The sequence below is a fragment of the Halomicrobium sp. HArcht1-1 genome (genome assembly GCF_058933285.1).
The window spans coordinates 1,716,917-1,739,883 of record NZ_JBZYDL010000001.1 but is presented as its reverse complement, the minus strand read 5'-3'; the positions used below and the strand labels follow the sequence as shown (position 1 = coordinate 1,739,883).

At 66.2% G+C, this 22,967-nt stretch carries 30 protein-coding genes and 1 tRNA gene; 13 read left to right on the top strand and 18 right to left on the bottom strand.

The window, feature by feature from the left end; all coding sequences use genetic code 11:
- Positions 1-35: 35 nt before the first annotated feature.
- Entirely contained in the window at positions 36-1,082 is a 1,047-nt protein-coding gene (locus AC5FRZ_RS09185) for an NAD(P)/FAD-dependent oxidoreductase (protein WP_493564430.1), read from the bottom strand.
- Between the two features lie 101 nt (positions 1,083-1,183).
- On the opposite strand from AC5FRZ_RS09185, the gene AC5FRZ_RS09180 reads away from it, so the two are divergent.
- From AC5FRZ_RS09180 to AC5FRZ_RS09170, 3 genes are all read left to right on the top strand, one after another.
- Positions 1,184-1,468 (top strand): DUF357 domain-containing protein, encoded by a 285-nt coding sequence (locus AC5FRZ_RS09180; RefSeq protein ID WP_153553523.1) that lies wholly within the window; start codon positions 1,184-1,186, stop codon positions 1,466-1,468.
- Between the two features lie 210 nt (positions 1,469-1,678).
- Positions 1,679-2,653: a transcription initiation factor IIB gene (locus AC5FRZ_RS09175; protein WP_170094417.1), complete on the top strand. Its 975-nt coding sequence runs from the start codon at positions 1,679-1,681 to the stop codon at positions 2,651-2,653.
- Positions 2,654-2,732: 79 nt separating this feature from the next.
- A complete protein-coding gene (locus AC5FRZ_RS09170) occupies positions 2,733-2,912 on the top strand; it encodes a DUF7836 family putative zinc-binding protein (RefSeq protein WP_493564429.1) in 180 nt (59 codons plus the stop codon).
- Here AC5FRZ_RS09170 and AC5FRZ_RS09165 read toward each other — a convergent pair whose 3' ends face one another.
- Positions 2,913-3,317, bottom strand: coding sequence for a translation initiation factor IF-2 subunit beta (locus AC5FRZ_RS09165; protein WP_170094416.1), 405 nt, complete (start codon positions 3,315-3,317; stop codon positions 2,913-2,915). It abuts the gene before it with no gap.
- Positions 3,318-3,533: 216 nt separating this feature from the next.
- Here AC5FRZ_RS09165 and AC5FRZ_RS09160 point away from each other — a divergent pair, with 216 nt between their 5' ends.
- The gene (locus AC5FRZ_RS09160; protein ID WP_015763361.1) at positions 3,534-3,770 is read left to right on the top strand and encodes a UPF0058 family protein; all 237 of its coding nucleotides are present in this window, start codon (positions 3,534-3,536) and stop codon (positions 3,768-3,770) included.
- Positions 3,771-3,846: 76 nt separating this feature from the next.
- Here AC5FRZ_RS09160 and AC5FRZ_RS09155 read toward each other — a convergent pair whose 3' ends face one another.
- Positions 3,847-4,326: a DUF555 domain-containing protein gene (locus AC5FRZ_RS09155; protein ID WP_170094415.1), complete on the bottom strand. Its 480-nt coding sequence runs from the start codon at positions 4,324-4,326 to the stop codon at positions 3,847-3,849.
- 87 nt (positions 4,327-4,413) lie between these two features.
- On the opposite strand from AC5FRZ_RS09155, the gene AC5FRZ_RS09150 reads away from it, so the two are divergent.
- From AC5FRZ_RS09150 to AC5FRZ_RS09140, 3 genes are all read left to right on the top strand, one after another.
- Positions 4,414-5,322, top strand: coding sequence for a DNA-3-methyladenine glycosylase family protein (locus AC5FRZ_RS09150; protein ID WP_493564428.1), 909 nt, complete (start codon positions 4,414-4,416; stop codon positions 5,320-5,322).
- Between the two features lie 36 nt (positions 5,323-5,358).
- Positions 5,359-5,637, top strand: a complete 279-nt coding sequence (locus tag AC5FRZ_RS09145; RefSeq protein ID WP_170094413.1) for an acylphosphatase — start codon at positions 5,359-5,361, stop codon at positions 5,635-5,637.
- 106 nt (positions 5,638-5,743) lie between these two features.
- Positions 5,744-7,180, top strand: coding sequence for an NAD(P)H-hydrate dehydratase (locus AC5FRZ_RS09140; protein WP_493564427.1), 1,437 nt, complete (start codon positions 5,744-5,746; stop codon positions 7,178-7,180).
- Positions 7,181-7,189: 9 nt separating this feature from the next.
- Here the strand turns inward: AC5FRZ_RS09140 and hflX are convergent, their stop codons facing one another.
- On the bottom strand, positions 7,190-8,500 hold the full coding sequence (gene hflX, locus AC5FRZ_RS09135; protein ID WP_493564426.1) for a GTPase HflX: 1,311 nt from the start codon (positions 8,498-8,500) through the stop codon (positions 7,190-7,192).
- 202 nt (positions 8,501-8,702) lie between these two features.
- Here hflX and AC5FRZ_RS09130 point away from each other — a divergent pair, with 202 nt between their 5' ends.
- Positions 8,703-9,050 carry an FUN14 domain-containing protein gene (locus tag AC5FRZ_RS09130; RefSeq protein WP_153553516.1) on the top strand — a complete coding sequence of 116 codons (348 nt, stop codon included), beginning with the start codon at positions 8,703-8,705 and terminating at the stop codon, positions 9,048-9,050.
- Between the two features lie 127 nt (positions 9,051-9,177).
- Here AC5FRZ_RS09130 and AC5FRZ_RS09125 read toward each other — a convergent pair whose 3' ends face one another.
- The 8 genes from AC5FRZ_RS09125 to AC5FRZ_RS09090 all read right to left on the bottom strand — a co-directional run bounded on the left by AC5FRZ_RS09125 (position 9,178) and on the right by AC5FRZ_RS09090 (position 13,816).
- Positions 9,178-9,903: a ribosome assembly factor SBDS gene (locus AC5FRZ_RS09125; RefSeq protein ID WP_015763354.1), complete on the bottom strand. Its 726-nt coding sequence runs from the start codon at positions 9,901-9,903 to the stop codon at positions 9,178-9,180.
- A 76-nt stretch (positions 9,904-9,979) separates the two neighbouring features.
- A complete protein-coding gene (psmA, locus tag AC5FRZ_RS09120; RefSeq protein WP_170094410.1) occupies positions 9,980-10,732 on the bottom strand; it encodes an archaeal proteasome endopeptidase complex subunit alpha in 753 nt (250 codons plus the stop codon).
- Positions 10,733-10,734: 2 nt separating this feature from the next.
- On the bottom strand, positions 10,735-11,214 hold the full coding sequence (locus AC5FRZ_RS09115) for an Rpp14/Pop5 family protein (protein ID WP_153553514.1): 480 nt from the start codon (positions 11,212-11,214) through the stop codon (positions 10,735-10,737).
- A gap of 3 nt (positions 11,215-11,217) precedes the next feature.
- Complete coding sequence (locus AC5FRZ_RS09110) at positions 11,218-11,850, bottom strand: class I SAM-dependent methyltransferase (RefSeq protein WP_208625736.1); 633 nt, start codon at positions 11,848-11,850, stop codon at positions 11,218-11,220.
- A 63-nt stretch (positions 11,851-11,913) separates the two neighbouring features.
- Complete coding sequence (locus AC5FRZ_RS09105; protein WP_240936970.1) at positions 11,914-12,336, bottom strand: hypothetical protein; 423 nt, start codon at positions 12,334-12,336, stop codon at positions 11,914-11,916.
- Positions 12,337-12,509: 173 nt separating this feature from the next.
- Positions 12,510-13,202 carry an RNase P subunit p30 family protein gene (locus tag AC5FRZ_RS09100; RefSeq protein ID WP_372478898.1) on the bottom strand — a complete coding sequence of 231 codons (693 nt, stop codon included), beginning with the start codon at positions 13,200-13,202 and terminating at the stop codon, positions 12,510-12,512.
- Positions 13,202-13,627 carry an RNA-binding protein gene (locus AC5FRZ_RS09095; protein WP_153553510.1) on the bottom strand — a complete coding sequence of 142 codons (426 nt, stop codon included), beginning with the start codon at positions 13,625-13,627 and terminating at the stop codon, positions 13,202-13,204. Before AC5FRZ_RS09095 ends, AC5FRZ_RS09100 begins: the two co-directional genes overlap by 1 nt.
- Before the next feature lie 6 nt (positions 13,628-13,633).
- Positions 13,634-13,816: a hypothetical protein gene (locus AC5FRZ_RS09090; RefSeq protein WP_015763347.1), complete on the bottom strand. Its 183-nt coding sequence runs from the start codon at positions 13,814-13,816 to the stop codon at positions 13,634-13,636.
- Positions 13,817-14,063: 247 nt separating this feature from the next.
- Here AC5FRZ_RS09090 and AC5FRZ_RS09085 point away from each other — a divergent pair, with 247 nt between their 5' ends.
- Positions 14,064-14,621: an NUDIX domain-containing protein gene (locus AC5FRZ_RS09085; RefSeq protein ID WP_170094405.1), complete on the top strand. Its 558-nt coding sequence runs from the start codon at positions 14,064-14,066 to the stop codon at positions 14,619-14,621.
- Here the strand turns inward: AC5FRZ_RS09085 and AC5FRZ_RS09080 are convergent.
- Both AC5FRZ_RS09080 and AC5FRZ_RS09075 read right to left on the bottom strand, forming a co-directional pair.
- Positions 14,618-15,445, bottom strand: coding sequence for a hypothetical protein (locus AC5FRZ_RS09080; RefSeq protein ID WP_153553508.1), 828 nt, complete (start codon positions 15,443-15,445; stop codon positions 14,618-14,620). The genes AC5FRZ_RS09085 and AC5FRZ_RS09080 overlap by 4 nt on opposite strands.
- A 273-nt stretch (positions 15,446-15,718) precedes the next feature.
- Positions 15,719-16,405 (bottom strand): protein sorting system archaetidylserine synthase, encoded by a 687-nt coding sequence (locus AC5FRZ_RS09075; protein WP_170094404.1) that lies wholly within the window; start codon positions 16,403-16,405, stop codon positions 15,719-15,721.
- 124 nt (positions 16,406-16,529) lie between these two features.
- On the opposite strand from AC5FRZ_RS09075, the gene thrC reads away from it, so the two are divergent.
- On the top strand, positions 16,530-17,738 hold the full coding sequence (gene thrC / locus AC5FRZ_RS09070) for a threonine synthase (protein ID WP_493564425.1): 1,209 nt from the start codon (positions 16,530-16,532) through the stop codon (positions 17,736-17,738).
- On the opposite strand, the gene AC5FRZ_RS09065 is transcribed toward thrC, so the two are convergent.
- A complete protein-coding gene (locus AC5FRZ_RS09065; RefSeq protein ID WP_372478902.1) occupies positions 17,739-18,413 on the bottom strand; it encodes a metal-dependent hydrolase in 675 nt (224 codons plus the stop codon). It lies immediately after the preceding gene.
- 169 nt (positions 18,414-18,582) lie between these two features.
- Here AC5FRZ_RS09065 and AC5FRZ_RS09060 point away from each other — a divergent pair, with 169 nt between their 5' ends.
- Both AC5FRZ_RS09060 and AC5FRZ_RS09055 read left to right on the top strand, forming a co-directional pair.
- Positions 18,583-19,128: a DUF7504 family protein gene (locus AC5FRZ_RS09060; protein ID WP_170094402.1), complete on the top strand. Its 546-nt coding sequence runs from the start codon at positions 18,583-18,585 to the stop codon at positions 19,126-19,128.
- A gap of 109 nt (positions 19,129-19,237) precedes the next feature.
- Complete coding sequence (locus AC5FRZ_RS09055; protein ID WP_170094401.1) at positions 19,238-19,552, top strand: PRC-barrel domain-containing protein; 315 nt, start codon at positions 19,238-19,240, stop codon at positions 19,550-19,552.
- A gap of 33 nt (positions 19,553-19,585) precedes the next feature.
- Here the strand turns inward: AC5FRZ_RS09055 and AC5FRZ_RS09050 are convergent, their stop codons facing one another.
- The gene (locus AC5FRZ_RS09050) at positions 19,586-21,037 is read right to left on the bottom strand and encodes a DHH family phosphoesterase (RefSeq protein WP_493564424.1); all 1,452 of its coding nucleotides are present in this window, start codon (positions 21,035-21,037) and stop codon (positions 19,586-19,588) included.
- Positions 21,038-21,167: 130 nt separating this feature from the next.
- Between AC5FRZ_RS09050 and AC5FRZ_RS09045 the strand changes: the two genes are divergently transcribed.
- Positions 21,168-21,241, top strand: a tRNA-Lys gene (locus AC5FRZ_RS09045).
- Positions 21,242-21,309: 68 nt separating this feature from the next.
- Here the strand turns inward: AC5FRZ_RS09045 and AC5FRZ_RS09040 are convergent.
- Together AC5FRZ_RS09040 and AC5FRZ_RS09035 are read right to left on the bottom strand one after the other, a co-directional pair.
- On the bottom strand, positions 21,310-21,744 hold the full coding sequence (locus AC5FRZ_RS09040) for a GNAT family N-acetyltransferase (protein WP_170094399.1): 435 nt from the start codon (positions 21,742-21,744) through the stop codon (positions 21,310-21,312).
- Positions 21,745-21,862: 118 nt separating this feature from the next.
- Positions 21,863-22,954, bottom strand: a complete 1,092-nt coding sequence (locus AC5FRZ_RS09035; protein ID WP_493564423.1) for an ATP-binding protein — start codon at positions 22,952-22,954, stop codon at positions 21,863-21,865.
- Between the last annotated feature and the right edge of the window lie 13 nt (positions 22,955-22,967).

Here is a 22,967-nt window from a genome sequence, read left to right as displayed (position 1 = left end):
GGCGAGCATAGCACGAGAAGGCGGTGTCCGATTCCTCAATCGTCTGCCTGCGGGGCCGTCTCGGCTGCCTGGGACTCGTCCGGAAGCGATTCGAGGTACTCGTCGGCGTCGAGGGCGGCCTTACAGCCCATCCCCGCGGCGGTGACGGCCTGCTGGTAGTGGTGGTCGACCACGTCGCCGGCACCGAACAGCCCCTCGACGGCGGTGGCGGTCTCGCCGTCGCCGACGCCAGACTCAGTCTGGAGGTACCCGGCCTCGTCCAGTTCGACGCCGGTGTCTTCAAGGTAGCCGGTGTTGGGCGTGTGGCCGATCGCGAGGAAGACCGCGCCCACGTCGAAGTCGAACTGCTCGGTGTCGGGATCGTCGAGCGCCTCCGAGGGGTACCCCGCGTCGTTGCGGGCCAGCGTGACGTGGTCGACGCCGTCTTCGGCCGAGCCGTGGATCTCCAGGAGTTCCGTGTTGCGCATGATCTCGATGTCGCCGTCCTCGACCTGTTCCTGGACGCGGTCGATCCAGTAGTCCTCCGCGCGGAACTCCTCGCGGCGGTGTGCGAGGTAGACGGTGTCCGCGAACTTCGTCAGGAAGGTGGCCTCCTCCATGGCGGCGTCGCCGCCGCCGACCACGAGCATGTCCTCGTCGCGGAAGAACGCCCCGTCACAGGTCGCACAGGTCGAGACGCCGTAGCCCATCAGTTCGTCCTCGCCGGGGACGCCGAGCGTGCGCGCGCTCGCTCCGGAGGCAGCGATGACGGCGTCGGCGGTGTAGGCGTCGCCGTTGGCGAGTTCGACACGGAACGTGCGATCGCTCGCGTCGACGTTCTCGACGATTCCGTGATCGAGTTCGGCACCGAACTGCTGGGCCTGCTCTTTCATGTCGTTGACTAGATCGGGGCCGCTGATCCCCTCCGGGAAGCCCGGATAGTTCGCAACGTCCGTGGTGAGCGTGAGCTGTCCGCCGGGTTCGTCCCCCTCGAAGACGAGTGGATCGTTGTTCGAGCGGGCGGCGTAGATGGCGGCGGTGAGCCCCGCGATACCCGTCCCAGCGATGATGAGTCTCCGGTGTTCGACGACGTCTTCAGTCATTACTTTCCCTACTTCGTGGCGGGCTTTGTAGGTTGCGCTGTCGTGTCTGGTCCGCGCCCATCGGACGAAACCGCTTAGCCACTCGACGGTCTGTACTGGGTATGGCTGCAGAGCTACGGGAGAAGACCGATCGATACGAGGGACTGCTCGCAGAGGCCGTCTCGGCGGCCGAAATCGCGCCACCAGAGGGGACGCCGATGCACGACGCGGCCGTCGAGTGCGCGGAGATGGCGGCGTCGTATCTCGAAGACGGCCGACACTTCCGGGCGGACGACGACCCGGTCAACGCGCTGGCGTCGTTCTCCTACGGCCACGCGTGGCTCGACGCCGGGGCGCGGATCGGGCTGTTCGACGTGCCGACCGAGGGCCACCTCTTTACCGTTTAGGGAGTCACTACCGGTTGCCACTGCGGGTAAGCGCCCGCTCGAACGACCGTCTCGTGTCGACGTTCTACACACCCATGACAACTGACAGCACGGCGCAGTCCTGCGAATTACCGCTACCGAAGACTTTATATACTTTTCTGACTAACTACTTGTTAAGAAGGTCGCAGCCTGTTTTTAAGGTTTGTGTCCTCAGCAATCGAGGCATCCACTATGAGCGAGATACATACCCGAACCAACAGCGGCGAACAGCAGACCAGCGCAGAGATCGAGCGAGAGGAGGCGGACGTCGACGAGGACGTCTGTCCCGAGTGTGGCGGCCACACGCAACTCGACTCCGAACACGGCGAGACCGTCTGTGAGGAGTGCGGACTGGTCGTCGAGGAAGACGAGATCGACCACGGTCCCGAGTGGCGTGCGTTCGACGCCAGCGAGAAAGACAGCAAGTCCCGCGTCGGCGCGCCGACGACAAAGATGATGCACGACAAGGGGCTGTCGACCAACATCGGTTGGCAGGACAAGGACGCCTACGGCAACTCCCTGTCGAGTTCCCAGCGCCAGAAGATGCAGCGCCTGCGCACCTGGAACGAGCGATTCCGGACCCGCGACTCCAAGGAACGCAACCTCAAGCAGGCGCTGGGCGAGATCGACCGCATGGCATCGGCGCTCGGACTCCCCAAGAACGTCCGCGAGACCGCAAGCGTCATCTATCGCCGCGCGCTCGACGAGGACCTGCTGCCCGGTCGCTCCATCGAGGGCGTCGCCACGTCGGCGCTGTACGCCGCCGCCCGTCAGGCGAACAACCCCCGGTCACTCGACGAGATGACCCACGTCTCCCGCGTCGAGCGGATGGAGCTCACCCGGACCTACCGCTACATCATCCGGGAGCTGGGCCTGGAAGTCGCCCCGGCCAAGCCCGAGAGCTACGTCCCGCGCTTTTGCAGCGAGCTGTCGCTGTCGGACGAGACCGAGCGACGCGCACGCGAACTGATCGAAGCGGCTCGTGACGGTGGCATCCTCAGCGGGAAGTCCCCGGTCGGAATCGCGGCCGCAGCCGTGTACGCAGCGGCCCTGCTGACCAACGAGAAGGTCACACAGAGCGAGGTCAGCGGCGTCGCGGACATCTCAGAGGTCACGATCCGCAACCGCTACAAGGAGCTGCTCGACGTCGACGGCCTCCCGGCGTAACCCCTCGCTCGCCGAGTCGGCTGCGTTCGCTGCTGGTACACGAACCTTTTTCGGCATCCATTGCGTGTTATTCACAATCATGGGGGAGGCCTACGTTCGACTGCTCTGTCCCGAGTGCAAGAAAGACTGGGAGTCGACGCCGACCGCGCTCCCGAAACACGACGCCACGTACCACTGTCCGAACTGTCACGCCAGTCGGCGACTCGCGGAGTACACCAGAACCGACAGAGACCTGGAGACGCTGAAGGGACTACAGTAGCTACGGCCCGGCCGGTGACTGCGCGCCGCAGGCTTCACATCGCAGTACCGTCGCGCCCTGCTCGTCCTTGAGCTTCGTATCGGGGAGCCCACACTCCGGGCACAGCACGTAGGCGTCGGCGTAGGCGTCGAGCGCGTCGGCGATGCGTCGCTCCCGGAACTCACCAGTGAGCCTGGCCCGGCCACTCTCGTCGATGTGGCCACTCGTCCCGACCTCGTTCTGGAGGAACTGCATCACGTGTTCGTCCGCTCGCGAGAGCCGATCACAGACCGACTGGAAGTTCTCGAACACCGTCGCGTTCCCCTCCTGGCGGAGGTCCGGGTCGGGGATCTCGAACCGTTCGCCGTCGCCCTCGATCTCCGGCGTCTCCTCGATCGCCTGGTCGAGCATCTCGTCGTAGTCCATACTGTCACCCAGCACAGCGGCGACCAAAAATCTTTCACGCTCCGCCTGCACAGAGCGTAGACAGTGACTACACAGCGGTCAAGAGACAGTAGACACCGTATTCGTTTCGGCGAGAGCGGAGTACAATCCGTCTACTTCGGGACCGTAATTGAAAGGTGTGTGTTAACCACACTCAGAGTAGTACTATAACCCTTCGGTTTCTAGGTGTGGGTGACTATGAAGAAGCAGGAACTCATCCATCTCCACGGCCTGCTTGCACAGGTACAGAACCACTACGAACAAGAAACAGGGGACACAGTAGAACACGACAAGTACGTCGATCTCGGTGTCCAGCCGACCTCGATCCACAAGTCGAAGACGGACCACAAGGCCGCTGTATTTGCCCTCGCGAAGGGTATTACCTCCGAGATGAACGCCGAAGAGAAAGAACCGGTTTCTGCTGCTGCCGACTGAACTTCGCTCTCAGTCACCAGTCGCCGTCATCTACAAAATCGACGGATAGTGCGCTGTCGCGTGAGAGATACCGACGTTATTCGTTCATTAACTCGTCGAACTCGGGCAACACGTCGTCCGAATCCGACTCCGCGCCCGTCTCGTCAGTATCGGATTCAGCGTCGTTGCCTCCGTCGTCGGTCGTTTCCGCTGGGTCCTCGGCGTCGGAGTCGTCCGTCTCCTCGATCGCTTCGATCTGTAACACTTCCAGCGGGATGTTCTCGAGGCGCTGGCCGATCTCCTTGCGAGCGATCCGGGCGGCGTGTTCGTCGCGCTCGACGTTGAAGACGGTCATCTCCAGTTCGAGCGCGACCAGACTCTCGTCGGCAGCGATGAAGGCGGGTTCGAGTTCGTCGCCACAGTGAGGACACTGTCGTTCGCCCATGTTGATCTCGACGTAGTTGAGGTCCGGATTGAGCATCTCGCCGGTCTTCGAGATCGCGATCCGGACCGCCTCGTCTGGGGTTTCCACGTCGTAGACGGGCACAGCGGCCTCGACGACAACTCGACAATCCATACATGTCGATTCGACTGCCAGTATTAAGAAGGTTAGCCCGTCACGCTCTCGAAAACTAGAAACCGCCCAAGCCCCGACGACGAGTCGATGGAACGGGGCCAGATAGCGATCGCGAGCCTGCCTGGTGGCGTCGACCTCCAGTCGACGGTCGAGAGCGGCCAGTCGTACCTCTGGGACCGCTCTGACGGTCGGATGTACGATCAGGACGGCGTACACGGCGGCTCGGCGTGGTACTGGACGACTGTCAGAGTCGACGGCCGAGCCCACGTGATCAGGGTTCGACAGCGCGACGGGCACCTCGAATGGGAGAGCGACATCGACGCGACGCCACACCTCCGGCGGCTGCTCCGGCTGGACGACGACCTCGAAGCGATCCGTGCGACGGCACCCGACGACGCCGTCGTCCAGGACGCGTACGACGAGTACTGGGGGATGCGTCTCGTCCGCGATCCGCCGTTCGGCTCGCTGATCTCCTTCATCTGCTCGGCACAGATGCGCGTGGGCCGCATCCACGGGATGCAACAGGCGCTGCGCGAGACGTACGGCGATCCGGTCACGTTCGACGGCGAGACCTACCACGCGTACCCGACGCCGGAACAGCTGGCAGCGACGACAGAGGAGGCGCTGCGGGACCTCGGGCTGGGCTACCGCGCGCCGTACGTCCTGCGGACCGCGACGATGGTCGCCGAGGGCGAAGCAGACCCACAAGCGGCCCGCGGGATGGCCTACGAGGGCGCTCGCGACCACCTCACCCAGTTCGTCGGCGTCGGAGACAAGGTCGCCGACTGCGTGTTACTGTTCTCGCTCGATTTCCTCGAAGCGGTCCCGCTGGACACCTGGATCAAGACGACCATCGAGGAGTACTTCCCGGCTGCCGATCGGGGCAACTACGCAGACACCTCGCGGGCGATCCGCGAGGCCCTCGGCGGCGAGTACGCCGGCTACGCGCAGACGTACGTCTTTCACTACCTCCGAAGCGGCGGCGACCAGGCGTGAACACGCTCTTGGGCCTCGGCGTAATCACACTCGACCATGTCCGACCGCACACGCGCACACGTGTTCGTCAGCGGCAAGGTACAGGGCGTCTTCTACCGCGCCAACACCCGCGAGACCGCGGGCGAGGCGGGCGTCGACGGCTGGGTGAAGAATCTCGCGGACGGCCGCGTCGAAGCAGTCTTCGAGGGGCCTGCGTCGGCCGTCGAGTCGATGGTCGAGTGGTGTCACGAGGGCAGTTCCAGGGCCCGCGTCGACGGCGTCGAGGTCGAGTACGAGGAGCCGGCTGGGATCGAGGGCTTCGAGATTCGGCGCTGATCTCGCGCCTTCGAGGTGGCAACGACGAGACCGCGAAGGCGCGGCTGGTGTGTCGACGCCGACGGCGTCCCCTACCGTTAGGGTGGCCGCGCGCCAAGACCCAGCCATGATCACCGGTTCGGAGATGGCAGTCGTCGACGAGAACGCGGCCGCGCTGGGCGTCCCTCGCAAACAGCTCATGGAGTCTTCGGGGAACGCGGTGGCTCGGGTGGTCGAAGGGATCGCAGACGAGGGTGCGTCGGTGCGGATCGTCGCCGGCCGTGGGAACAACGGCGGCGACGCGTTCGTCGCGGCCCGGTTTCTCGACGCATACGACCTGCACGTCTCGCTGCTGGGGCGGCCCGAGACGATCACGACGGAGATCGCACGTCAGAACTGGACGGCGCTTCGACGCGCCGACTACGAGACCGAGCAGGTCCGGGACGCCAGCCAGTTCGCGCTCGACGACCCCGACGTGATCGTCGACGCGATGCTCGGAACGGGGATCAGCGGCTCGCTCCGCGAGCCGGCGGCGACGGCGGCCACGCGGATAAACGACAGCGAGAGCACCGTCGTCTCCGTCGACGTGCCCTCGGGGATGGACGGCGACACCGGATCGCTGGCGGAAGGTGCCGTCGAGGCCGACCGGGTCGTCACGTTCCACGACACGAAGCCCGGGCTGGACGCGCTCGATGCGACCGTCACCGTCGCGGACATCGGTATCCCCGACACCGCCGAGTTGTTCGTCGAGCGGGGCGACCTGCGTCGGCTCGACCGCGATCCGACGAGCCACAAGGGCGACAACGGCGAGGTGCTCGTCGTCGGCGGCGGCCCGTACACGGGCGCACCGGCACTGGCGGCACAGGCGGCGCTGCGAGCCGGCGGCGACCTCGTCAGGGTCGCCTGTCCCCGCGGCGTCGCCGACGCGGTACAGGGCTACAGCGAGAACCTCATCGTCAGACCGCTGGACGGCGCGACACTCGCGCCGTCACACGTCGACGAACTGATCGCCCTCGCAGACGCCAGCGACGCGGTCGTCCTCGGGCCGGGGCTCGGTGACGCAGAGCCGACACTCGACGCGGCCGCGGACTTCCTCGAACGGTACGACGGTCGCGCCGTCGTCGACGCCGACGCGCTGTCGGTCGTTCCGGAGGTCGAGACGGCGGCGGACCTGATCTGTACACCCCACCAGGGCGAGCTCCGGACGATGGGCGGCGAGACGGCAGACGAGTGGCGCGAGCGCGCGGAGCGCGTCGCCGACTTCGCCGCACAGATCGGTCAGACGATGCTGGTCAAGGGTGCCCACGACATCGTCTCCGACGGAACGCGCACCCGCGTCAACCGCACCGGCAACCCCGGCATGACCGTCGGCGGTAGCGGCGACGTGCTCGCTGGCGTGGTCGGCGCGCTGGCCGCGACGTGTGGGGAACACGACGCCGCGGCGATCGGCGCGTACGTCACCGGCCGAGCAGGCGACCTCGTCGCCGACGAGCAGGGCAACGGACTCGTGGCGACGGACCTGGTCGCGGCGCTCCCACGGGCGCTCTGGCAGGGAGAACAGTAGCGTTCCGACCTAGGCCGACGCTTCGACGAGTTCGCCGGCCTTGGCGCGTGACTGCTCGACGACGGCCGGCCGGCCCTCGAACTCGACGATCACCTGATCGCCGTAGTCGACGTTGTCGACCTGTGCGTGGTCGTGAATCCAGGAGACGAGACTCATCGTCTCGTCGGTCATCGGCAAGACGAGGCGTTCGCGCTCGTAGTCCGGCAGTTCGTCGTGGATCCGGTCGAGCAACGCGTCGACGTTTGCGCCCTCTTTCGCGCTGACGGCGATGGGGTTGGGAGCCAGTCCCGAGAGCGCCGCGCGTTTGCGCTCGATCTCCGCGTCGTCGACCGTGTCCGTCTTGTTGAGGACGGTGACGATCGGCGCTTCGTTGCGCTCGTACAGCGTGTCGTGGCTCGTGACCAGCTTCTCGCGGATCTGCTCGATGGGTTCGCTCACGTCGACGACGAGCAACACCAGGTCGGCGCGATAGACAGCGTCCAGCGTCGACTTGAACGACTCGACGAGCCAGTGGGGGAGATCCGAGATGAAGCCGACGGTGTCGGTCACCAGCACGTCCCGCTGGTCCATGTCTGCACGGCGGGTCGTCGTCCCGAGAGTCGTGAACAGCCGGTCTTCGCTCTCGGCGGTCGGATCGAGATCTGGGTGTAGCTCCTCGTTCTCGTCGACGTCGACGTCGTCGGCCACGCGACGCAACAGCGTCGACTTGCCGGCGTTCGTGTAGCCCGCCAGCGCGACGAGATCGAAACCGGACTCGCGGCGCTGTTCGCGGCGGTGTTGCTCGGTCTCCTCGATGGACGCCAGCTCGTCGCGTATCCGCGAAATCTGCTTTTTGATGTCCTCTTCGCGGCTCTCGTCGTACTCGCCAAGCCCCATGAACCCGGGTCGCTCGTCGCGCTTGGCGAGGCTGGCCTTCGCCTCGGCCCGGGGCAGCTCGTAGCGCAGTTCTGCCAGTTCGACCTGGAGCTGTGCCTTGCGTGTCTGGGCGCGCTGGCCGAAGATCTCCAGGATGAGCCGGAAGCGGTCGACGACCTGGACGCCGTCGGGAAGCTCGTTGCCGATGTTGTACGTCTGGTAGGGTCCCAGCTCGTTGTCGAATATCACGGCCGTCGCGCCCTCGCGGGCGACGACGTTCGCGAGGCGTGTGACCTTCCCCTCTCCGAGGTGGTAGGCGGGATCTTCCGTCCGCGTCTGTGTCACCTCGCCGACGGCCTCGTAGCCGGCGGCTCTCGCGAGGTCGGTGATCTCCTCGGTGTCTGCGGTGCCCGAGTCGACGCGCTTGGCGATGACCGCTCGCTCCGCTGTGGTACTAGCCGTCACTCGTCACCTCCTACGTCGCCCGATTATTTAGTCTGCGGGGTACTCACACGATCCGCCGGCCACAGCAGCCACAGCGACGGCTATCGACGGTATCGGGCAGCCAGCGAGCCATTCCGGCGGGCAGTAACCGCTGCTTACTTCGATTCGGCCGGCCGATCCGGAGGGCACAAGACCCTTAACGGATCACGGTGAGAGTACGGATATGATAGAGTTGCCGTTGCAGCTAGAGCTTCCCGGCCTCCAGCAGGTCGGCCTCGAAGTCGGCGGCGGTGCCGTGATCGGGGGCGTCATCGGCTTCGCGGCCAAGAAGGTCGCGAAGCTCATCGCGATCCTCGTCGGTCTCGAACTGGCGCTGTTCAAGTTCCTGGAGACGCGTGGCATCCTCGAAGTGAACTGGAGTGCCATCAGCGGCACCGCTGGGAACGTCTCGTCTGCGGCCGGTGAGACGGCGGGCGCACAGCCCCCCGGATGGGTCATGAGCCTCCTCTCGGCCCTGCCCGTGAGCGCCGGCTTCACCGGCGGCTTCCTCGTTGGCTTCCGGAAGGGATAGCGCCGGTACGAATCGTTCTCGCCGCAGTCGAACAACCTCGTCCGACCCAGCACTCGTCCGAGAGCGACGGGCTACTCTCCGGCTGGTGTCTCGGTCGGTGCGACCGCGGGAGTCACTCTCGCGTCGCTCACCGAATCGAGATCTCGTCTTCGTCCTTGACGATCTGGGTCTCGGCCTCGCCGCTCGTGTGCTCGTTGACCACGTCGTAGAACTCGTTTTGCATCCCCGCAGGGAAGGTGATGACGCCAATCCAGGAGCCGTCTGCCTGCCACTCTTCGCGTTCGAGGTCGCCGAACTGCCGGATGCGAGACTGGGCGGCACCGGCGTAGTCCGCGGGGACCTGGACCGCGACGGTCACCTCGTCGAACCGGATCGGGATTACCGGTCGGAGCGCGTCCAGCGCGTCGTCGACCTGATTGTCGACGGGCTCCATCGGATCGACCCTGAAGTCCGTCTCTTCGAGGGCCGACTCGATGCGGTCCGGCGGGTGCGGTGCGTCGTCCATCTGGGGGTTGACGGCGTTGCGTGTGATCTGCTGGATCAGCTGTCGGTGTTTCTGTTCTTGCATCTCGCGGCGCTGATCGGCCGTGATCTGGATCTCCCCCTGCTTGATCACCTCCGGGATGATCTCCAGTGGCTCCGTCGTGTCGAACACCTCTGTCAGGGAGTTTTCCGGCGGGCGGTCGCCACGAGAGGCGTCCTCGAACACGTCCTCGGCGGCGATGACGTCTTCGAGTTCCCCGTCGAACTCGTCGCGTTTGATCGCCAGCGCGGCGTCGGGGTCGACGAGCACTTCGAACCGCTGGCCGTGGGATTCGAGTCTCGCCGTCACCGCTTCGTCAAGTGATATCATACCCGACGCTACTGGGGCCCGGTTCAAAGACCTTTCCACGACGGCAGCGAAAACCGACTGCGGACGCGGTGGTGGGTTACTCTTCGAGGTCCTCGTCGTCCGCGAGGAGGTCTCGCTCGGCGAGGTGCGTTTCCGTCTCCTCGTCCGAGAGCGTGCGGAACTGTTCGGTCTCGGCGTCGACCGTCGCGAGACCGACCGCTTCCGGCGCGAGCGCGTCGTCGTTGACCGAGGCCAGTGTTTCGAGAGCGAGCCCGATCGCGCCGTCGAGGGCCAGCGTCTCCGAGTAGTGCTCTTCGAGGTAGGCCCGCGTGTCGGCCCTGTCGGCACCGACCGCGAGCGCCTTCCACTCGTAGGGCGTACCGGAGGGATCGGTCTCGTACAGCCTGGGTTCGCCGTCGGCGACCCCGGCGATGATCAGCGCGACGCCGAACGGACGCGCGCCGCCGACCTGCGTGTATCGCTGGATGTGGTCGGTGATCTCTTTGGTCAGCGTCTCGACGCCGATCCGTTCCTCGTAGCGGAGTCGGTTGATCTGTGCGCGCCGCCGAGCGAGATCGATCAGCTGGCGGGCGTCTGCGACGTGGCCGGCGCTGGCGATCCCGATGTGGTCGTCGGCCTTGTGGATCTTCTCGACCGACGATCGCTCCATGAGCGGCGAGCGGATCCGCTTGTCGACGGCGAGTACGACGCCACCGCTGGTCCTGACGCCGATGCTCGCGGTGCCGCGCTTGACTGCTTCGCGCGCGTACTCGACCTGGTAGAGTCGCCCGTCGGGCGAGAAGATGGTGCTGCCGCGGTCGTAGGCCTGCTGTTGGTTTTGTCCCTGCATAGTTACTGGAGATCGAGGTCGGTCGCGCCCGAAAATCCGTCGTCGGTGGCAACGTCGACACGGCCGTCACGGACGACCGCAGTCCGCTCGTCGCCGTCGAACGCGACCTGTCTCTGTGCGGACGATTCCGATGCGCGTCGTATATATTTTTCCTCACACGCACGGACGGTGCCGCTCGTGCCACGGACCCGGACGCCGACCGGGTCGTCGTCGACAGTCGACAGCGAGGCGATCACGGCACGTGCGCTGTCGGTCCGGCCGCGCCGCGTCCGGACGAGCGCGCTCCCCAGGCCGTCCTCGAACGCGAACCGGAGCACGGTGAGATCGAGGTCGGCACTGCCGGCGTCGCCCACGAGGTTCTGGGCGGCGTACCAGAGTTCCCGCTGGAGAGCGCGGCGACCGAAGTCGGCGTCGGGCCAGCTCTCGATTTCGACCCCGAGGTAGCGCCACCGGGGCTGTAGGTGTTTGGGGAGGTGTTTCATCCGTCAGGACTGGTCGACGGCCTCGGCGTCGGGCACTCGCTCGCCGACGAGGACCCCCACCTGTCCGTGGACCATCTCGACGGCCGTCAGTGCGAAGCCGGCGTCGGTGAACGCGTCCGCGAGGACGCCGACGGTGGCCGGGTCGTCGACCGACGGATCGTAGAAGGGGATCGACGGATCGGGCTCGTCGAAGAACATCACGTCACCGAGGACGAACCGCTGCGGTTCGAGCGCCGCGATGGCGTCGATGGCCTCGCGCTTTGCCTCGTCGTCGAGGTGGTGCATCGCGAAGTTCGAGGTGACGACGTCGACTTCTCCCTCGACCGAGGGCTCCCGGAATCGTCCTTCGCCGAAGGAGACGTTGTCGATGCCACGCTCCGTGGCCTTCGCCTGTGCCTGTTCGAGCATTCCCTCGCTGATGTCCCGACCCACGACCTCGGCCGCCGCGTCAGCCAGCGGCAGCGCGATCGCACCGGTTCCGGTGCCGAGGTCGAGCACCACGTCGTCGGCCGAGGGGGCAGCGTGGCGAACGACGAGGTCGGCACACTCGCGGTACTCCTCGGAGTCCTGGCTCTCGTCGTAGTCGGCGGCGTGGTCGGAGAATCGGTCGGCGTGTTCGTCGATCGATCGTTTCATGGGCGTCGTTGGTCGGCAGGCCCAAATACACTGTCGAAATCTCGCCCCGCTGGACCCCGGCCGTCACCGGATCGTCGAGCCGACTTTGCTCGCGCTCGTGGACTCGTCGACCTGCGAGCGCTCTGCCTTCGAGATCGGATTCCGGAAGAGGAGGTACACCGCCGCGAGCACCGACAGAGACGTGTGTACCACCGGGATCACCGACGGACTCGACAGCGACGGGAACCCGAACAGGACGACGGCGACGAACGCGAGAAAGCCGAGATAGCGAGCCCAGCGCTGGCCCGAAACGAACGCGCCCGTGGTCAACAACAGCAAGACGCCGACCGCCGTCCCGACCGGCACCGAGTCGGCCAGTACCATCGCTGCTGTCGTCTCGGTACCACCCAGCAACGCCAGCATCGCACCGACGACGAACCCTGTACCCAGTACCGCTGCGACGCCCGAGAGGACGTACGCGTCGAACGACTTGACAGTCTCCCCCATGAGTGTTAGGAAAACAACCATACATCATAAATCCACCGCAACGACCCTGTATCAATCCGCATCGCCGTCCGAGAGCGGGAAGGCTGGCGGCGTGTCGACCTATTCGGTTGCTGTCGTACAGTCGCGTTCGGAGGGGCGGTTGCCGTCTCCAGATCTCGACGAGGCCCAGTGGCTCACTCGTCGTCAAGCCAGACACCGGGTTCGACGAACGCGTCCGACTGTCGGCGGCGGTTCCGTTCGATCAACGCGGCCCACTCTCTGAGTCCCGTCTCGATCTGGTCCGGCGAAAAGCCGATGGTCTCGCCCAGCGCGATCAGGTCCCGCGGCGCTCTGAGTTGGAGGTGACTGTGTGGGTCCCCGCTGACGACGTAGGGAACGTCGTAGTGTTCGACGAGTTCGCGCAGTTTCCGCAGCGACTGGATGTGACGGACCCGCGTCCCACCGGTCTCGTGGAGCACGTCGTGCAGCGAGAATTCGAGGCGAACACCGTTGTCGGCGGCGGCCTTCGCCAGTACGTGGTTCACGTCGCCGTCGCCCCGCGTCGGATGGGCGAGGACGTCGACGGTGGGCTGCTCGACGGCGAAACGGTTGATCGCGACGGAATCGCCGTGGACCGCGACGATGGTCTTGGACGACCGGTGGTTCCCGACGAGACCGCTGGCCCGGGACGGATCAGACGCCCGGACCTCGATCCCCTCGACGACGGCCACGTCGTACTCGTCGGCGATCGCCTCGGCGTCGAACGTCGCCGCGCAGTCGCCGTGGTTCCTGACGACGATCCCGTCGTAGCCATACTGGCTGGCCGTCTGGGCCATCCTGGCGACCGTACTCTGCCCGTCCGGACGGGCGTGGACGGCCGCGTACATCACAGCTCCGAGAGGGCGTCCTGAGCGTTCTCGATGGCCGTCTCGCGTTTGGCGGGGTAGGCTTCGACCTTCGCGCGCAGCGTGATCCCGTCGCCTCGCTCGACGCTGTTCCCGAACGCCGCCTGTTTGTCGAAGGTGAGGAAGAACGAACAGTTGTCGTCGACGCGGTCGTCCAGCTCTTCGAGCACCGCTTCGAGGTCGTCGACCGCCGCGACCTGCGTGAGGACGTGGCGGATGTCGTCCGCGTTCTCGACCCGCGCCGAGAGGACGACGATTCGGTCGCCGTAGTGGCCTTCCGACTCGGCCCGCTCCAGTTCGGTCTCCTCGGGGAGATACGTCTGTAGCGCCTCTGCGACCCGCTTTTCGTCTTCGGTCGCGTAGGCGAACGCCCGCAGGTCGACGTAGTGAAACGGGACCGACGACATCCCGGCCTACTCCTCGACCGCTTCGAGCGAGTCCTCGGGGATGCCCTGCTCCTGGCCGTCCTCGAACGAGATCGTGTAGTTCGCGTCACCGAACATCGTCTCGACGACCTGCGTGATCGTCCCTTCCTCGCCGTCGTACTCGCTGTGCTTGTCGTGCAACACGACAGTGTCGTCTTCTTCGAATGCCATACCTCGCCGTAGTCGACCGGCCCGCAAAAAGGGACTGATTTTCCCTTCGCCCTCGAACACTTATGACAGTACCCGCTCTATTGGCGGGCATGATCGCGTTCGCCACTCGTCGTCGTTCGTGGCGCTCTCGGGCCACGGACCCGTCTCCACGGTGCCCGCCGTCGACACTGCCGGCGTCGGACCGGGCTCGGACACGTGGGTCAGGATCGGAGAGCGATTGTCGCGGCCGTCCCTGTCACAGACGGGTATGACGGCCGTCGACAATCTGTGGTACCTGGCAGACCAGGCCCGCCAGCAGGCCGAGCAGACCCGCCACCAGTTCGCCTCGAACTACGAGGACTACAGCACCTTCTCGCGCCACCGGAGTGTCTCGCGACCGCGGTTCAAGACCGTCGCCGAACGGACCCGCGAGAACGGACTGCCCTACGGAGTCCACACCGTCGTCACGAACGACGCCGGAGAGGTGCTGCTCGTGCGCCACGACGACGTGGACATGTGGGTGCTGCCGGGCGGACAGGTCGACGGAACGGAGTCGTTCCGCGAGGCCGCCAGCCGCGAACTACGCGAGGAAGCCGGCATCGAGGCGACCGACGAGGGGCTCGCGATTCTCGCACGCGCCGAGTTCCACTGTGCGGAGTACGACACCTGGGGCGTCCTCCCGATGTTCCAGGGTCGCGCAGTGGAGACGGAGTTGACCGTCGACGACCCCGACGGCGAGATCTCCGACGCCGGATGGTTCGACGAACTGCCCGAGGACACGCGAGATCGGGAGCAGTTGCGTGAGTGGCGCGAGAAACAGGCCTAGCTGTCCGGACCGAACGACTTCCCGTCGCGCTCGTCGGCGTCGAGTCGGCGCAGCGTCGCCCGGGCGTTGCTCGCGTCGTAGCCAAAGAGCACGCTCTCTCCGTACTCGCTTGCGACCTCCGCCGCTTTCAGGAGGTCGTCGATGTCCACGTCGACGGCGTACAGTTCGAGACTGAACGGCGTCGAGAGCCGGTCGACGAACCCCTGGGCGATAATTTCGAGCCAGTAGGTCGTCGTGTAGGCCATGTCGTAGACGGGCACGACGAACTCGTCGACGTAGGCTTCGAGCGCCTCGACGTCGATTCCGGCCCGCCGCGAGAGGTGCCCGGGGTACGGATCGGGGTAGAGCGTGAGGTACAGGTCGCCGGGGACGCGCTCGCGGGCGTCGGCGACGAACGAGGTGATGACGCTGTCGCGCCACTCGGTCCACTCGTCGTAGTCGCTGGCTTCGAAGCGACGTTCACAGCGGTCACAGTGGCAGTACTCGTCGCGGGGAAAGCCGACGTCGTCCAGACGCAGATCCTCGCTCTCGGCGGCGGCGTCCTCGATCAGTTCCAGCAGCCCCTCCCGATATCGGTCGTGGGTGGGACAGACGTACGACCAGTCGAAGTACGGTCGGTCCCGCGTCGCCTCGTTGCCCTCGTCGTCGACCGGCAGCAGCTCCGGCGACTCCTCGGCGGCGTTGTCGCCGAAACACGACACCATGTTCACGGCGTCGGCGACCGGCTCGGCCGCACGGCCGGTCACGTCTTTGACCTCGTAGAATCCGCGGTCGAACTCGGACCACGACAGTTCCTCCTCGTTCCTGGTGACGACGCCGTACATGTCCGTCGCTACGACCTGGACCGGGTAAGTGACTTCGGAAAAGGAACGCCCGCCGGTCGGAGCAGAGACCGGGTGGGACGACGGTTGACGTGCGATTCGGACACCCGTCAGTTACTTCTTGACGAAGTAGACGAGGGCCAGGGCGGCTGCTGCAACCAGAAGTACGGCTTTCTTCGACATCGCTCGTCTGTTCGATGTCCGGCGGTAAAATCTTTCCCCATCACCGCGTCGAATCGATCACTCCGACGGCCCGACGCAGTGCGAACGACGGCGTCACTCTCCCCAGTAGTAGCGGGGTGCGAGCGAGAGGTACGCCACGGCGGCGACCAGCAGGACGCGAGGGAACACCCGCTGGAAAGCGCCGGGATCGACGATCGCACCCGCCTGGACGAGTCCCAGGACCAGCGCGTCCCGAGCGCGGAGTTTGGGGTAGCCCACCGGCGCGATCATGAGCACCGAGAGGACGACCGTTCCGGCCAGCAACACCGGCACGGGAGCGACGCCAGCGAGGTAGGCCGCCGCGAGAATCGTCGCTGCCAGCGTGTTCTGGATGCCCGGCCGCTGTTCGCCCTCGTCGACGTAGACGGTGTAGAACGCGGTTCGGACGACCGAGAAGACGACGAACGACGACGCGAGGACGACGAGCCCGAGGCGAAACAGCGTGTCCGTCTCGCCCAGCGGGCCGTAGGCCTCGCGGGCGACGCCGTGGACGAACAGTGCCGGCGTCGCACCGAACGAGACCACGTCGGTGATCGAATCCAGCAGCGGTCCGACCTCCGTGTTCCCGGCGAAGCGGGCGACGATCCCGTCGAGCGCGTCGGCGATCGCGGCCAGCAGGATTAGTCGCGCCGCCAGCGCCGGATCGCTGTAGGCGACGACCGCGGCGGCGAACCCGATCACGGCGTTGACCAGCGTCACGGTGTCGGCGACCCCGAGTCGTCGTCGCACTGCGAGACCCATACCGGGACGTGTGCGAGGGGGTACATCAACGGTCCGGAACGCGGCGGGGACCGCGGAATCCCAGAAGGCATATACGCGTCGCAGGGAACCAATCCACGAACGCAGATTCAGCGTCGCTGGTACCGTGAACCCCACTATCGCACTCGAATGCATCGACTGTGGCCGCGTGTTCGTCCCGGCAGACGAGCGACTCGTCTGTCCGGACCACGACGGGGTCGGCGGCATCCTCGACGTGCAGTACGACCAGTCCGGTGCTCGCGAGGCGGTCGCGGACGGCGTCGGAGAGGGGATCGACGACCTCTGGAAGTACGCCCCGCTGTTGCCGACGGACGGGCACGCGGTCGATCTCGGCGCGGGCGGAACGCCGCTGCTCGACGCGCCGACGCTCTCGCGGGAACTCGGCGTCACCGTCCGGCTCAAAGACGAACGCGGCAATCCGACGGGATCGATCAAAGACCGGGCCAGCGCCGTCCTGACGAGTCGCGCACTGGCCGGCGACGAATCGGTGCTGACCTGTGCGTCGACGGGCAACGCCGCGGCGTCGCTGGCGGGGTACGCCGCCCGGACGGGCCTGAAGTGCTGTATCTTCGTCCCGGCAGACGTGCCCGAGGGCAAGGCCGTCCAGCCGCTCGTCTACGGTGCCGACGTGTACGCCGTCGACGGTGACTACGACGACGCCTTCTCGCTGTGTCGCCGCGTCGCAGCGAACCGCGAGTGGTACGACTGCAGCGCCGCAGTCAACCCCTACGCCGTCGAGGGACTCCGGACCGTCGGCCACGAACTGGCCGAGCAGAGCCGAGCCTCGGTGCCCGACTGGATCGTCTATCCGATGGGCAACGGCTGCGGGCTGGCGGCGACCTGGAAGGGGTTCCGCGAGTTCGCGGAGTTGGGCATCGTCGAGGAGTGTCCGCGCTTGCTGGGCGTACAGGCCGAGGGCGCAACCGCCATCCACGACCGCTTTACCGGCGAGCGGGCACGGGCCGGCGGCGAGACGCAGGCCGACAGCATCGACGTGGGCCACCCACACAACGCACAGAAGGCGTGTCGCGCGCTCGAAGACAGCGGCGGAGCCACCGTCGTCGTCTCCGATCGAGAGATTCTGGACGCCGAGCGCACGCTGGGCCAGACCGAGGGCATCTACGCCGAGCCCGCGAGCGCCGCGACGCTCGCGGGCCTCGAATCCGCGGTCGAGGCGGAGATCGTCGCCCCAGGAGACAGCGCCACGCTCGTCGTCACCGGGACCGGGCTGAAAGACACCGCCAGCGCGCGCGACCTCGTCGACGGCGTCGATCACGTCCCCGACACGCCGGCCGCCGTCCCGGACCCCGAGTAGTCACTCCGCTGGGACTGTCTGGTCGACGTAGAACCGCGCGGCGGTGACGGTCGTTCCCACGACGAGCACGAGGAGTTGCCACCCCGACCGCACGACGGGGAACACACGGTCGACGGGCTCGGCCGTGTCGCCGCCGTCCGGGTTCGGGTCGATGCCCGTGCTCACGTTGACGTCCCGAGAAGTCCCCCGAGCGACCGTCTCGCTACTGCTCGCGTCGCCGCCCCGCTCGGAACCGAGATCGACGAACGTCTGGACGATTCCCCGCCGACTGGAGAGTTCTATCTTCCCGTCGATCACGTAGAACTGGTCGTGGAGCGGCCAGAACGGGTTCGCTCCACCGGCGGAGAACAGATCCAACCCGATCGCCGCACCGGCGTACGCCACGATCGTCACCCAGGTGATGCGCACGCCACGAGGGCCCCAGCGCCGCCGTACCCACGATCCCCCACCTCGGCGGAGATCGACCAGCAGGACGACGGCCGCCGTGATCGGGACCAGCAGCGTGTGAAACGCCGTCCGATGGCCCACGACCGAGACCAGACCGACGAACGAGTCCAGATCCGCGGCGATCATCGCCCCGAAGAGGATCAGCACCGACCGCCGGTCGAACGCCGTCCCGAGCAGTGCCGCTCCGATGAGGCCCGCGACCGCCATGTGTACGACTGTCGACGGCATACACCGGTGTTTGGTCTCAGTGACCGATACTGTTTGGGGGCGGCGAGAACGGGGGCGGAATACACTTAAGCGTCGGGACGAATCAACGACCAGAAACGAGGGCTGGGTCCCCTCTGGGTGGTGCAGGCCCGGCGGCCTGTGCCGGCAGTGCGGTCGGTGGTGACACGACGTGCGCAGCGAAAACGACACACAGGGACTCGACGACCGGCGACTCCGCGTCGAGCCCGGAACGCAAGTACTGGTCTCGATGCCGTCGATGCAGCGGTCGCTCTCGCTGTTGCCGAGGGGCGTCACGGGCAACGTCGTGCTCGTCTCGTCGACGCCACCGGCGACCGTCGAACGCCGGCTTCGAGAACGCGGCCTGGCCGTCGAGAGGGTCGGGCTGGTTCCGGTCACCGGTTCCGAGCCCGAATACGACGGACCGCTGTGGACGAGCGAGCCGATCGTCCCGGACGATCTGACCGGCCTCAGTATGCGATTCACGAGCGCGCTCGGTGCGCTCGACGCCGGTCACGGGTGGGTCCTGTTCGACGCGCTCGACGTACTGGCGATGTACGCCCATCAGGACCGAGTGTGTCGCTTCTTCGATCACGTCACCACGGCGGCCCGCGACCGGACTCTCCGGGGCGTCTACACGATCACCGGCGACGCGCTCGACGATCAGCTGGCCGACAGCTTCGCGCGCAGCGTCGACCGCGTCGTCGACGCGCGGTGAGGTGTTCGCCCGTGAGGGGACCAGACGAGTGGCCGACGACAGGCGGTCGTGTGGCCGCCGCGTCAGACACCTACCAACAATTAAGGTGCCGGCCACCCTCCGGAGCCATATGGATCGGGATAGCGTTCCCCAGGAAATCACGACGCTCGTGGGTCGCGAGGTGTACACGAACACCGGCGTCTTCGTCGGTGAAGTCGAAGACATCCGGCTCGACCTCGACCGCCAGAGCGTGACCGGACTCGCGCTGCACGAACTGAACCGCGAACTGTTCTCGGCGAAGGCGAACCAGGCGCGCGGCGTCATCGTCCCCTACCGCTGGGTCCAGGCCGTCGGCGACGTCGTCGTGGTCAACGACATCGTCGAGCGACTCCAAGCGGGCAACGAACCCGCCGACGAAGAGGAAGAAGACGAAGTTACCGCCTAGAGAATCGACGCGGCGACCGCCACCAGACGCCCGTCAGTTCCCGTTCGAACTCTCGCTGTCGACGCCCATCCCTTCGAACAGTTTGCTCCGGACGGCTTCTTCGGTGAGTGCCAGCAGCGTGTCGCGGTTGTCCTCGCTGGTCTCGATGCCGGTGAAGATGCCCAGCGGAATCTCGACGCTGGCGTCCGTCGAGTGGCCCGCGGTGTCGCCGATCTCGCCGAACGCGTCGTCGAGTACCTTGCCGATGTTCATCCGGATGTCCTTGGAACGTGCCGCCAGGTAGATCGTGTCGTCGGCGATCGCGAACACCGCCGTCGTCGTGATCCCTTCGAGGTTGAGGAGGTGCTGGGCCGCCTGTGACAGAGCGTCGCGATCGCGGATGAACCCCGCGTTCGAGACCAGATGCGAGCCCTTGACCTCGCGGTTGCGGATCGCCTCCGCGAGCACGTCCAGCGTCTCCGGGGACATCGACGGCGACTCGACCTGTTCGAGCGTGTCGTGGTCGGCGAACGGATAGAGGTACGCCGCCGCCGTGAGATCTGCCGGCGTCGTATCGCGCTTGAAGTCGAGCGTCTCCGCCCGAATCCCGTAGAGCAGCGCCGTCGCGACCTCCTGCTGGAGACTCAGTTCCAGTTCCTGGATGTACTTCGTCAGGATCGTCGAGGTCGCGGAGACGTTGGGTCGAATGTCCTCGAAGGTCGCGTCGTGCGCGTGGTCGTGCTCGTAGTGGTCGATGATGAGATCGACCTGTTCGACCGTCGGGTCGCCGCCTTTGGCGGTGTCGACGAGCGCGAACGTATCGTAGTCGTCGAGGTCGACGTCGTCGCGCGAGACCAGGTCGATCCCGAGCAGGTTGACGAACGCCCGGTTCTCCTGGTGGCCGATCTCGCCCTCGTAGATGATGTCTGCCTCCACGTCGAGACTCTGGGCGATCGTCCGCAGCGCCGCCGCACTGGCGATCGAGTCCGGATCCGGCGAGCGGTGGATGAGGATCGCCATCCGCTGGTCGGTGTCCTCGATGACCTCGGCGAGCTGGCTCGCCTTGTACTCCAGTTCGCCCGTTTCGAGAGCCCGCATCGCCGAGTCGGCGATCACGGTCGAGGGGTTGATCACCACGTCCGCCCCGACCTCGCTGAGATCGTCGGCCGAGACCGGGTCGTCGGCCCGGGCGACGATGAACTGCTCGCCGTCGTCGGCCCGGATGTTCCGGACCGCCGCGGCGTTGGCTTCCACGTCGGACGAGAGGATCAACACCACGTCTCTGTCGCTCAGCGTCTGGCTGATCTCGTCGTCCGCGATGTCGCCCACCTGGGCGTTGAGGTCCTGGTCGCGCAGCGCTTCGACCCGTCCCTCGTCGCGGTCGAGGATCAGCACGTCCTTGCCCTCGTCGACCAGTTCCTCCGCAACGGCATGGCCCACACTCCCACACCCGAGAATAGCGTACTTCGACATAGAGGCCATGGTGATCCCGCTGGCTGTGCTCATTTGTGTGTATACGAGTCGGATCGAAGCCTCTTATATCAACTGTCTCCGGTGGCGTCGGGATGTGGAACCCCTGCACGGCGGCGTCGAAAGGAAACCTATTTTACTCGCCCCGCTAACGTTCGAATGCACTGGGCCGGTAGCTCAGTCTGGCAGAGCGACGGCCTCTTAAGCCGTCGGTCGAGGGTTCAAATCCCTTCCGGCCCGCTTTGCTGTTGCGAACAAGTCCGTGAGCGACGGTACCGGTCACGGGCGGCCTTCGGGGATCGTCGCGTTCACAGGTCCTTTCGCATCTCGACGTGGGGAATGCCCGCTTCGTCGAACTCGTCGCTGACCGTCTCGTAGCCCAGTCGTTCGTAGAACCCTTCGACACGGGTCTGGGAGTGCAGTTCCAGGCGGTCGAGCCCGTCGTCGATCGCGAGTTGCTCGATCCGATGCATGACCTGGCGACCGACGCCGGACTCGCGGTGAGGGCCACGAACCGCGACGCGCTCGACCTTGCCGACGCCGTCGTCGATCACTCGTAGCCGTGCGGTAGCGACCGGGACGCCGTCGACCTCGGCGAGGACGTGAGTCGCATCTGGATCTTTGCCGTCGATCTCGATTGCCTCGTCGACGCCCTGCTCGTCGACGAACACGTCGCGGCGAACGTCGAAGGCGGGTTCGAGGTCGGCGTCGCCCGAGAGGACGGTCACAGTGGGGTCGCTCATGTCCGCCTGCAGTTTCTGGACGGGCAAAACGCTTCTCTCCGACGCTGGTCGTCCGGCCGGGACACACCCGTCGGTCGCGAACGTCGCCGTCTCGGACGAGAAGCCCCGTCCAGCGGTATCACTCCGCGATCGGTAACTCGACGACGAACGCCGCCCCGCCGAGATCGCTGTCCTCGACGTAGATCGAGCCGTCGGAGCGTTCGACCAGCGTCGAGACGATGTGGAGCCCGAGCCCGTTGCTCCCTCCGTCGGTCGTGACGCCGCGTTCGAAGATCTGGGAGCGCTGGGCTTCGGGAATGCCTCGGCCGTCGTCGGCGAATCGAACACGGGCGACGCCGTCGGCCGTCTCGGTCGTCACGCGAACGGTCGGTTCCGGACCCGTGTGTTCGATAGCGTTGTCGAGAATGTTCGCGAAGACCGGCCTGAGCGCGTCGGTGCCCCGGACGACCAGCTCGTCGTGCAGTGCGGTCTCGACGGTGGCGTCGGGAAACGATTCGGTGACGGTCGCGACGCTCGCCTCGATGTCTTCGACGACGTTTCTGGGTTCCGGGGTCGCCTCGTCCGTCAGGACGCCCGTGACGGCCTCGGCGTTGGCCGTGAGATCGTACAGCGCCTCGACCTGGCTCTCGATTCGGTTCGCGGCCTCGGTCGCTCGCTCGTCGTCGACGGCCGTCAACACGTCGACCTGTCCGAGAATTACCTGCAGAGCGTTGCGAACGTCGTGGCGCAGGAGGCTGTTTGCGAACGCCATGCCGTCTCGGGCCTGTTCGGCCTGAGCGGCCGACCGGCGTACGTCGACCAGCAGCTCACCGATCCCGTAGCCCGCGAGTGCGCCCACGCCTCCAGCGACGAGCAGCGGGAACTGGGGCTCGCCAATCGGTCGCCCCTCTGCGGCGCGGATCGCCAGCGTCGCGGTGTGCAACAACACCGTGATCCCCAGTCCGCCGACGGTCCAGCCGACGATCGACCACCGCTGTTCGGGTGTGAACTGGCTCTGGGAGAGCCGGTAGCCGACGAAGACGACGCCGGTCGAGAATCCACCCGTCAGCACGAACGTTACGACCGGTAACGCGGCACTTTCGAGCGTCGTGACTTCTCCCTGAAAGTTCCAGACTGCGCCGCCGAACCACAGGATCCCCGTCACGACGAGCACGGGCGCGGCCGGGAGCTTCCCGGCGAGCGAGTCCCGTAGCCGACGCGACAATTTCACAATGGGAAATTAG

Coding starts and splice junctions, on each gene's coding strand:
- AC5FRZ_RS09185 (WP_493564430.1), bottom strand. CDS start 1,082: ATGACTGAAGACGTCGTCGAACACCGGAGACTCATCATCGCTGGGACG.
- AC5FRZ_RS09180 (WP_153553523.1), top strand. CDS start 1,184: ATGGCTGCAGAGCTACGGGAGAAGACCGATCGATACGAGGGACTGCTC.
- AC5FRZ_RS09175 (WP_170094417.1), top strand. CDS start 1,679: ATGAGCGAGATACATACCCGAACCAACAGCGGCGAACAGCAGACCAGC.
- AC5FRZ_RS09170 (WP_493564429.1), top strand. CDS start 2,733: ATGGGGGAGGCCTACGTTCGACTGCTCTGTCCCGAGTGCAAGAAAGAC.
- AC5FRZ_RS09165 (WP_170094416.1), bottom strand. CDS start 3,317: ATGGACTACGACGAGATGCTCGACCAGGCGATCGAGGAGACGCCGGAG.
- AC5FRZ_RS09160 (WP_015763361.1), top strand. CDS start 3,534: ATGAAGAAGCAGGAACTCATCCATCTCCACGGCCTGCTTGCACAGGTA.
- AC5FRZ_RS09155 (WP_170094415.1), bottom strand. CDS start 4,326: ATGGATTGTCGAGTTGTCGTCGAGGCCGCTGTGCCCGTCTACGACGTG.
- AC5FRZ_RS09150 (WP_493564428.1), top strand. CDS start 4,414: ATGGAACGGGGCCAGATAGCGATCGCGAGCCTGCCTGGTGGCGTCGAC.
- AC5FRZ_RS09145 (WP_170094413.1), top strand. CDS start 5,359: ATGTCCGACCGCACACGCGCACACGTGTTCGTCAGCGGCAAGGTACAG.
- AC5FRZ_RS09140 (WP_493564427.1), top strand. CDS start 5,744: ATGATCACCGGTTCGGAGATGGCAGTCGTCGACGAGAACGCGGCCGCG.
- AC5FRZ_RS09130 (WP_153553516.1), top strand. CDS start 8,703: ATGATAGAGTTGCCGTTGCAGCTAGAGCTTCCCGGCCTCCAGCAGGTC.
- AC5FRZ_RS09125 (WP_015763354.1), bottom strand. CDS start 9,903: ATGATATCACTTGACGAAGCGGTGACGGCGAGACTCGAATCCCACGGC.
- psmA (WP_170094410.1), bottom strand. CDS start 10,732: ATGCAGGGACAAAACCAACAGCAGGCCTACGACCGCGGCAGCACCATC.
- AC5FRZ_RS09115 (WP_153553514.1), bottom strand. CDS start 11,214: ATGAAACACCTCCCCAAACACCTACAGCCCCGGTGGCGCTACCTCGGG.
- AC5FRZ_RS09110 (WP_208625736.1), bottom strand. CDS start 11,850: ATGAAACGATCGATCGACGAACACGCCGACCGATTCTCCGACCACGCC.
- AC5FRZ_RS09105 (WP_240936970.1), bottom strand. CDS start 12,336: ATGGGGGAGACTGTCAAGTCGTTCGACGCGTACGTCCTCTCGGGCGTC.
- AC5FRZ_RS09100 (WP_372478898.1), bottom strand. CDS start 13,202: ATGTACGCGGCCGTCCACGCCCGTCCGGACGGGCAGAGTACGGTCGCC.
- AC5FRZ_RS09095 (WP_153553510.1), bottom strand. CDS start 13,627: ATGTCGTCGGTCCCGTTTCACTACGTCGACCTGCGGGCGTTCGCCTAC.
- AC5FRZ_RS09090 (WP_015763347.1), bottom strand. CDS start 13,816: ATGGCATTCGAAGAAGACGACACTGTCGTGTTGCACGACAAGCACAGC.
- AC5FRZ_RS09085 (WP_170094405.1), top strand. CDS start 14,064: ATGACGGCCGTCGACAATCTGTGGTACCTGGCAGACCAGGCCCGCCAG.
- AC5FRZ_RS09080 (WP_153553508.1), bottom strand. CDS start 15,445: ATGTACGGCGTCGTCACCAGGAACGAGGAGGAACTGTCGTGGTCCGAG.
- AC5FRZ_RS09075 (WP_170094404.1), bottom strand. CDS start 16,405: ATGGGTCTCGCAGTGCGACGACGACTCGGGGTCGCCGACACCGTGACG.
- AC5FRZ_RS09065 (WP_372478902.1), bottom strand. CDS start 18,413: ATGCCGTCGACAGTCGTACACATGGCGGTCGCGGGCCTCATCGGAGCG.
- AC5FRZ_RS09055 (WP_170094401.1), top strand. CDS start 19,238: ATGGATCGGGATAGCGTTCCCCAGGAAATCACGACGCTCGTGGGTCGC.
- AC5FRZ_RS09050 (WP_493564424.1), bottom strand. CDS start 21,037: ATGAGCACAGCCAGCGGGATCACCATGGCCTCTATGTCGAAGTACGCT.
- AC5FRZ_RS09040 (WP_170094399.1), bottom strand. CDS start 21,744: ATGAGCGACCCCACTGTGACCGTCCTCTCGGGCGACGCCGACCTCGAA.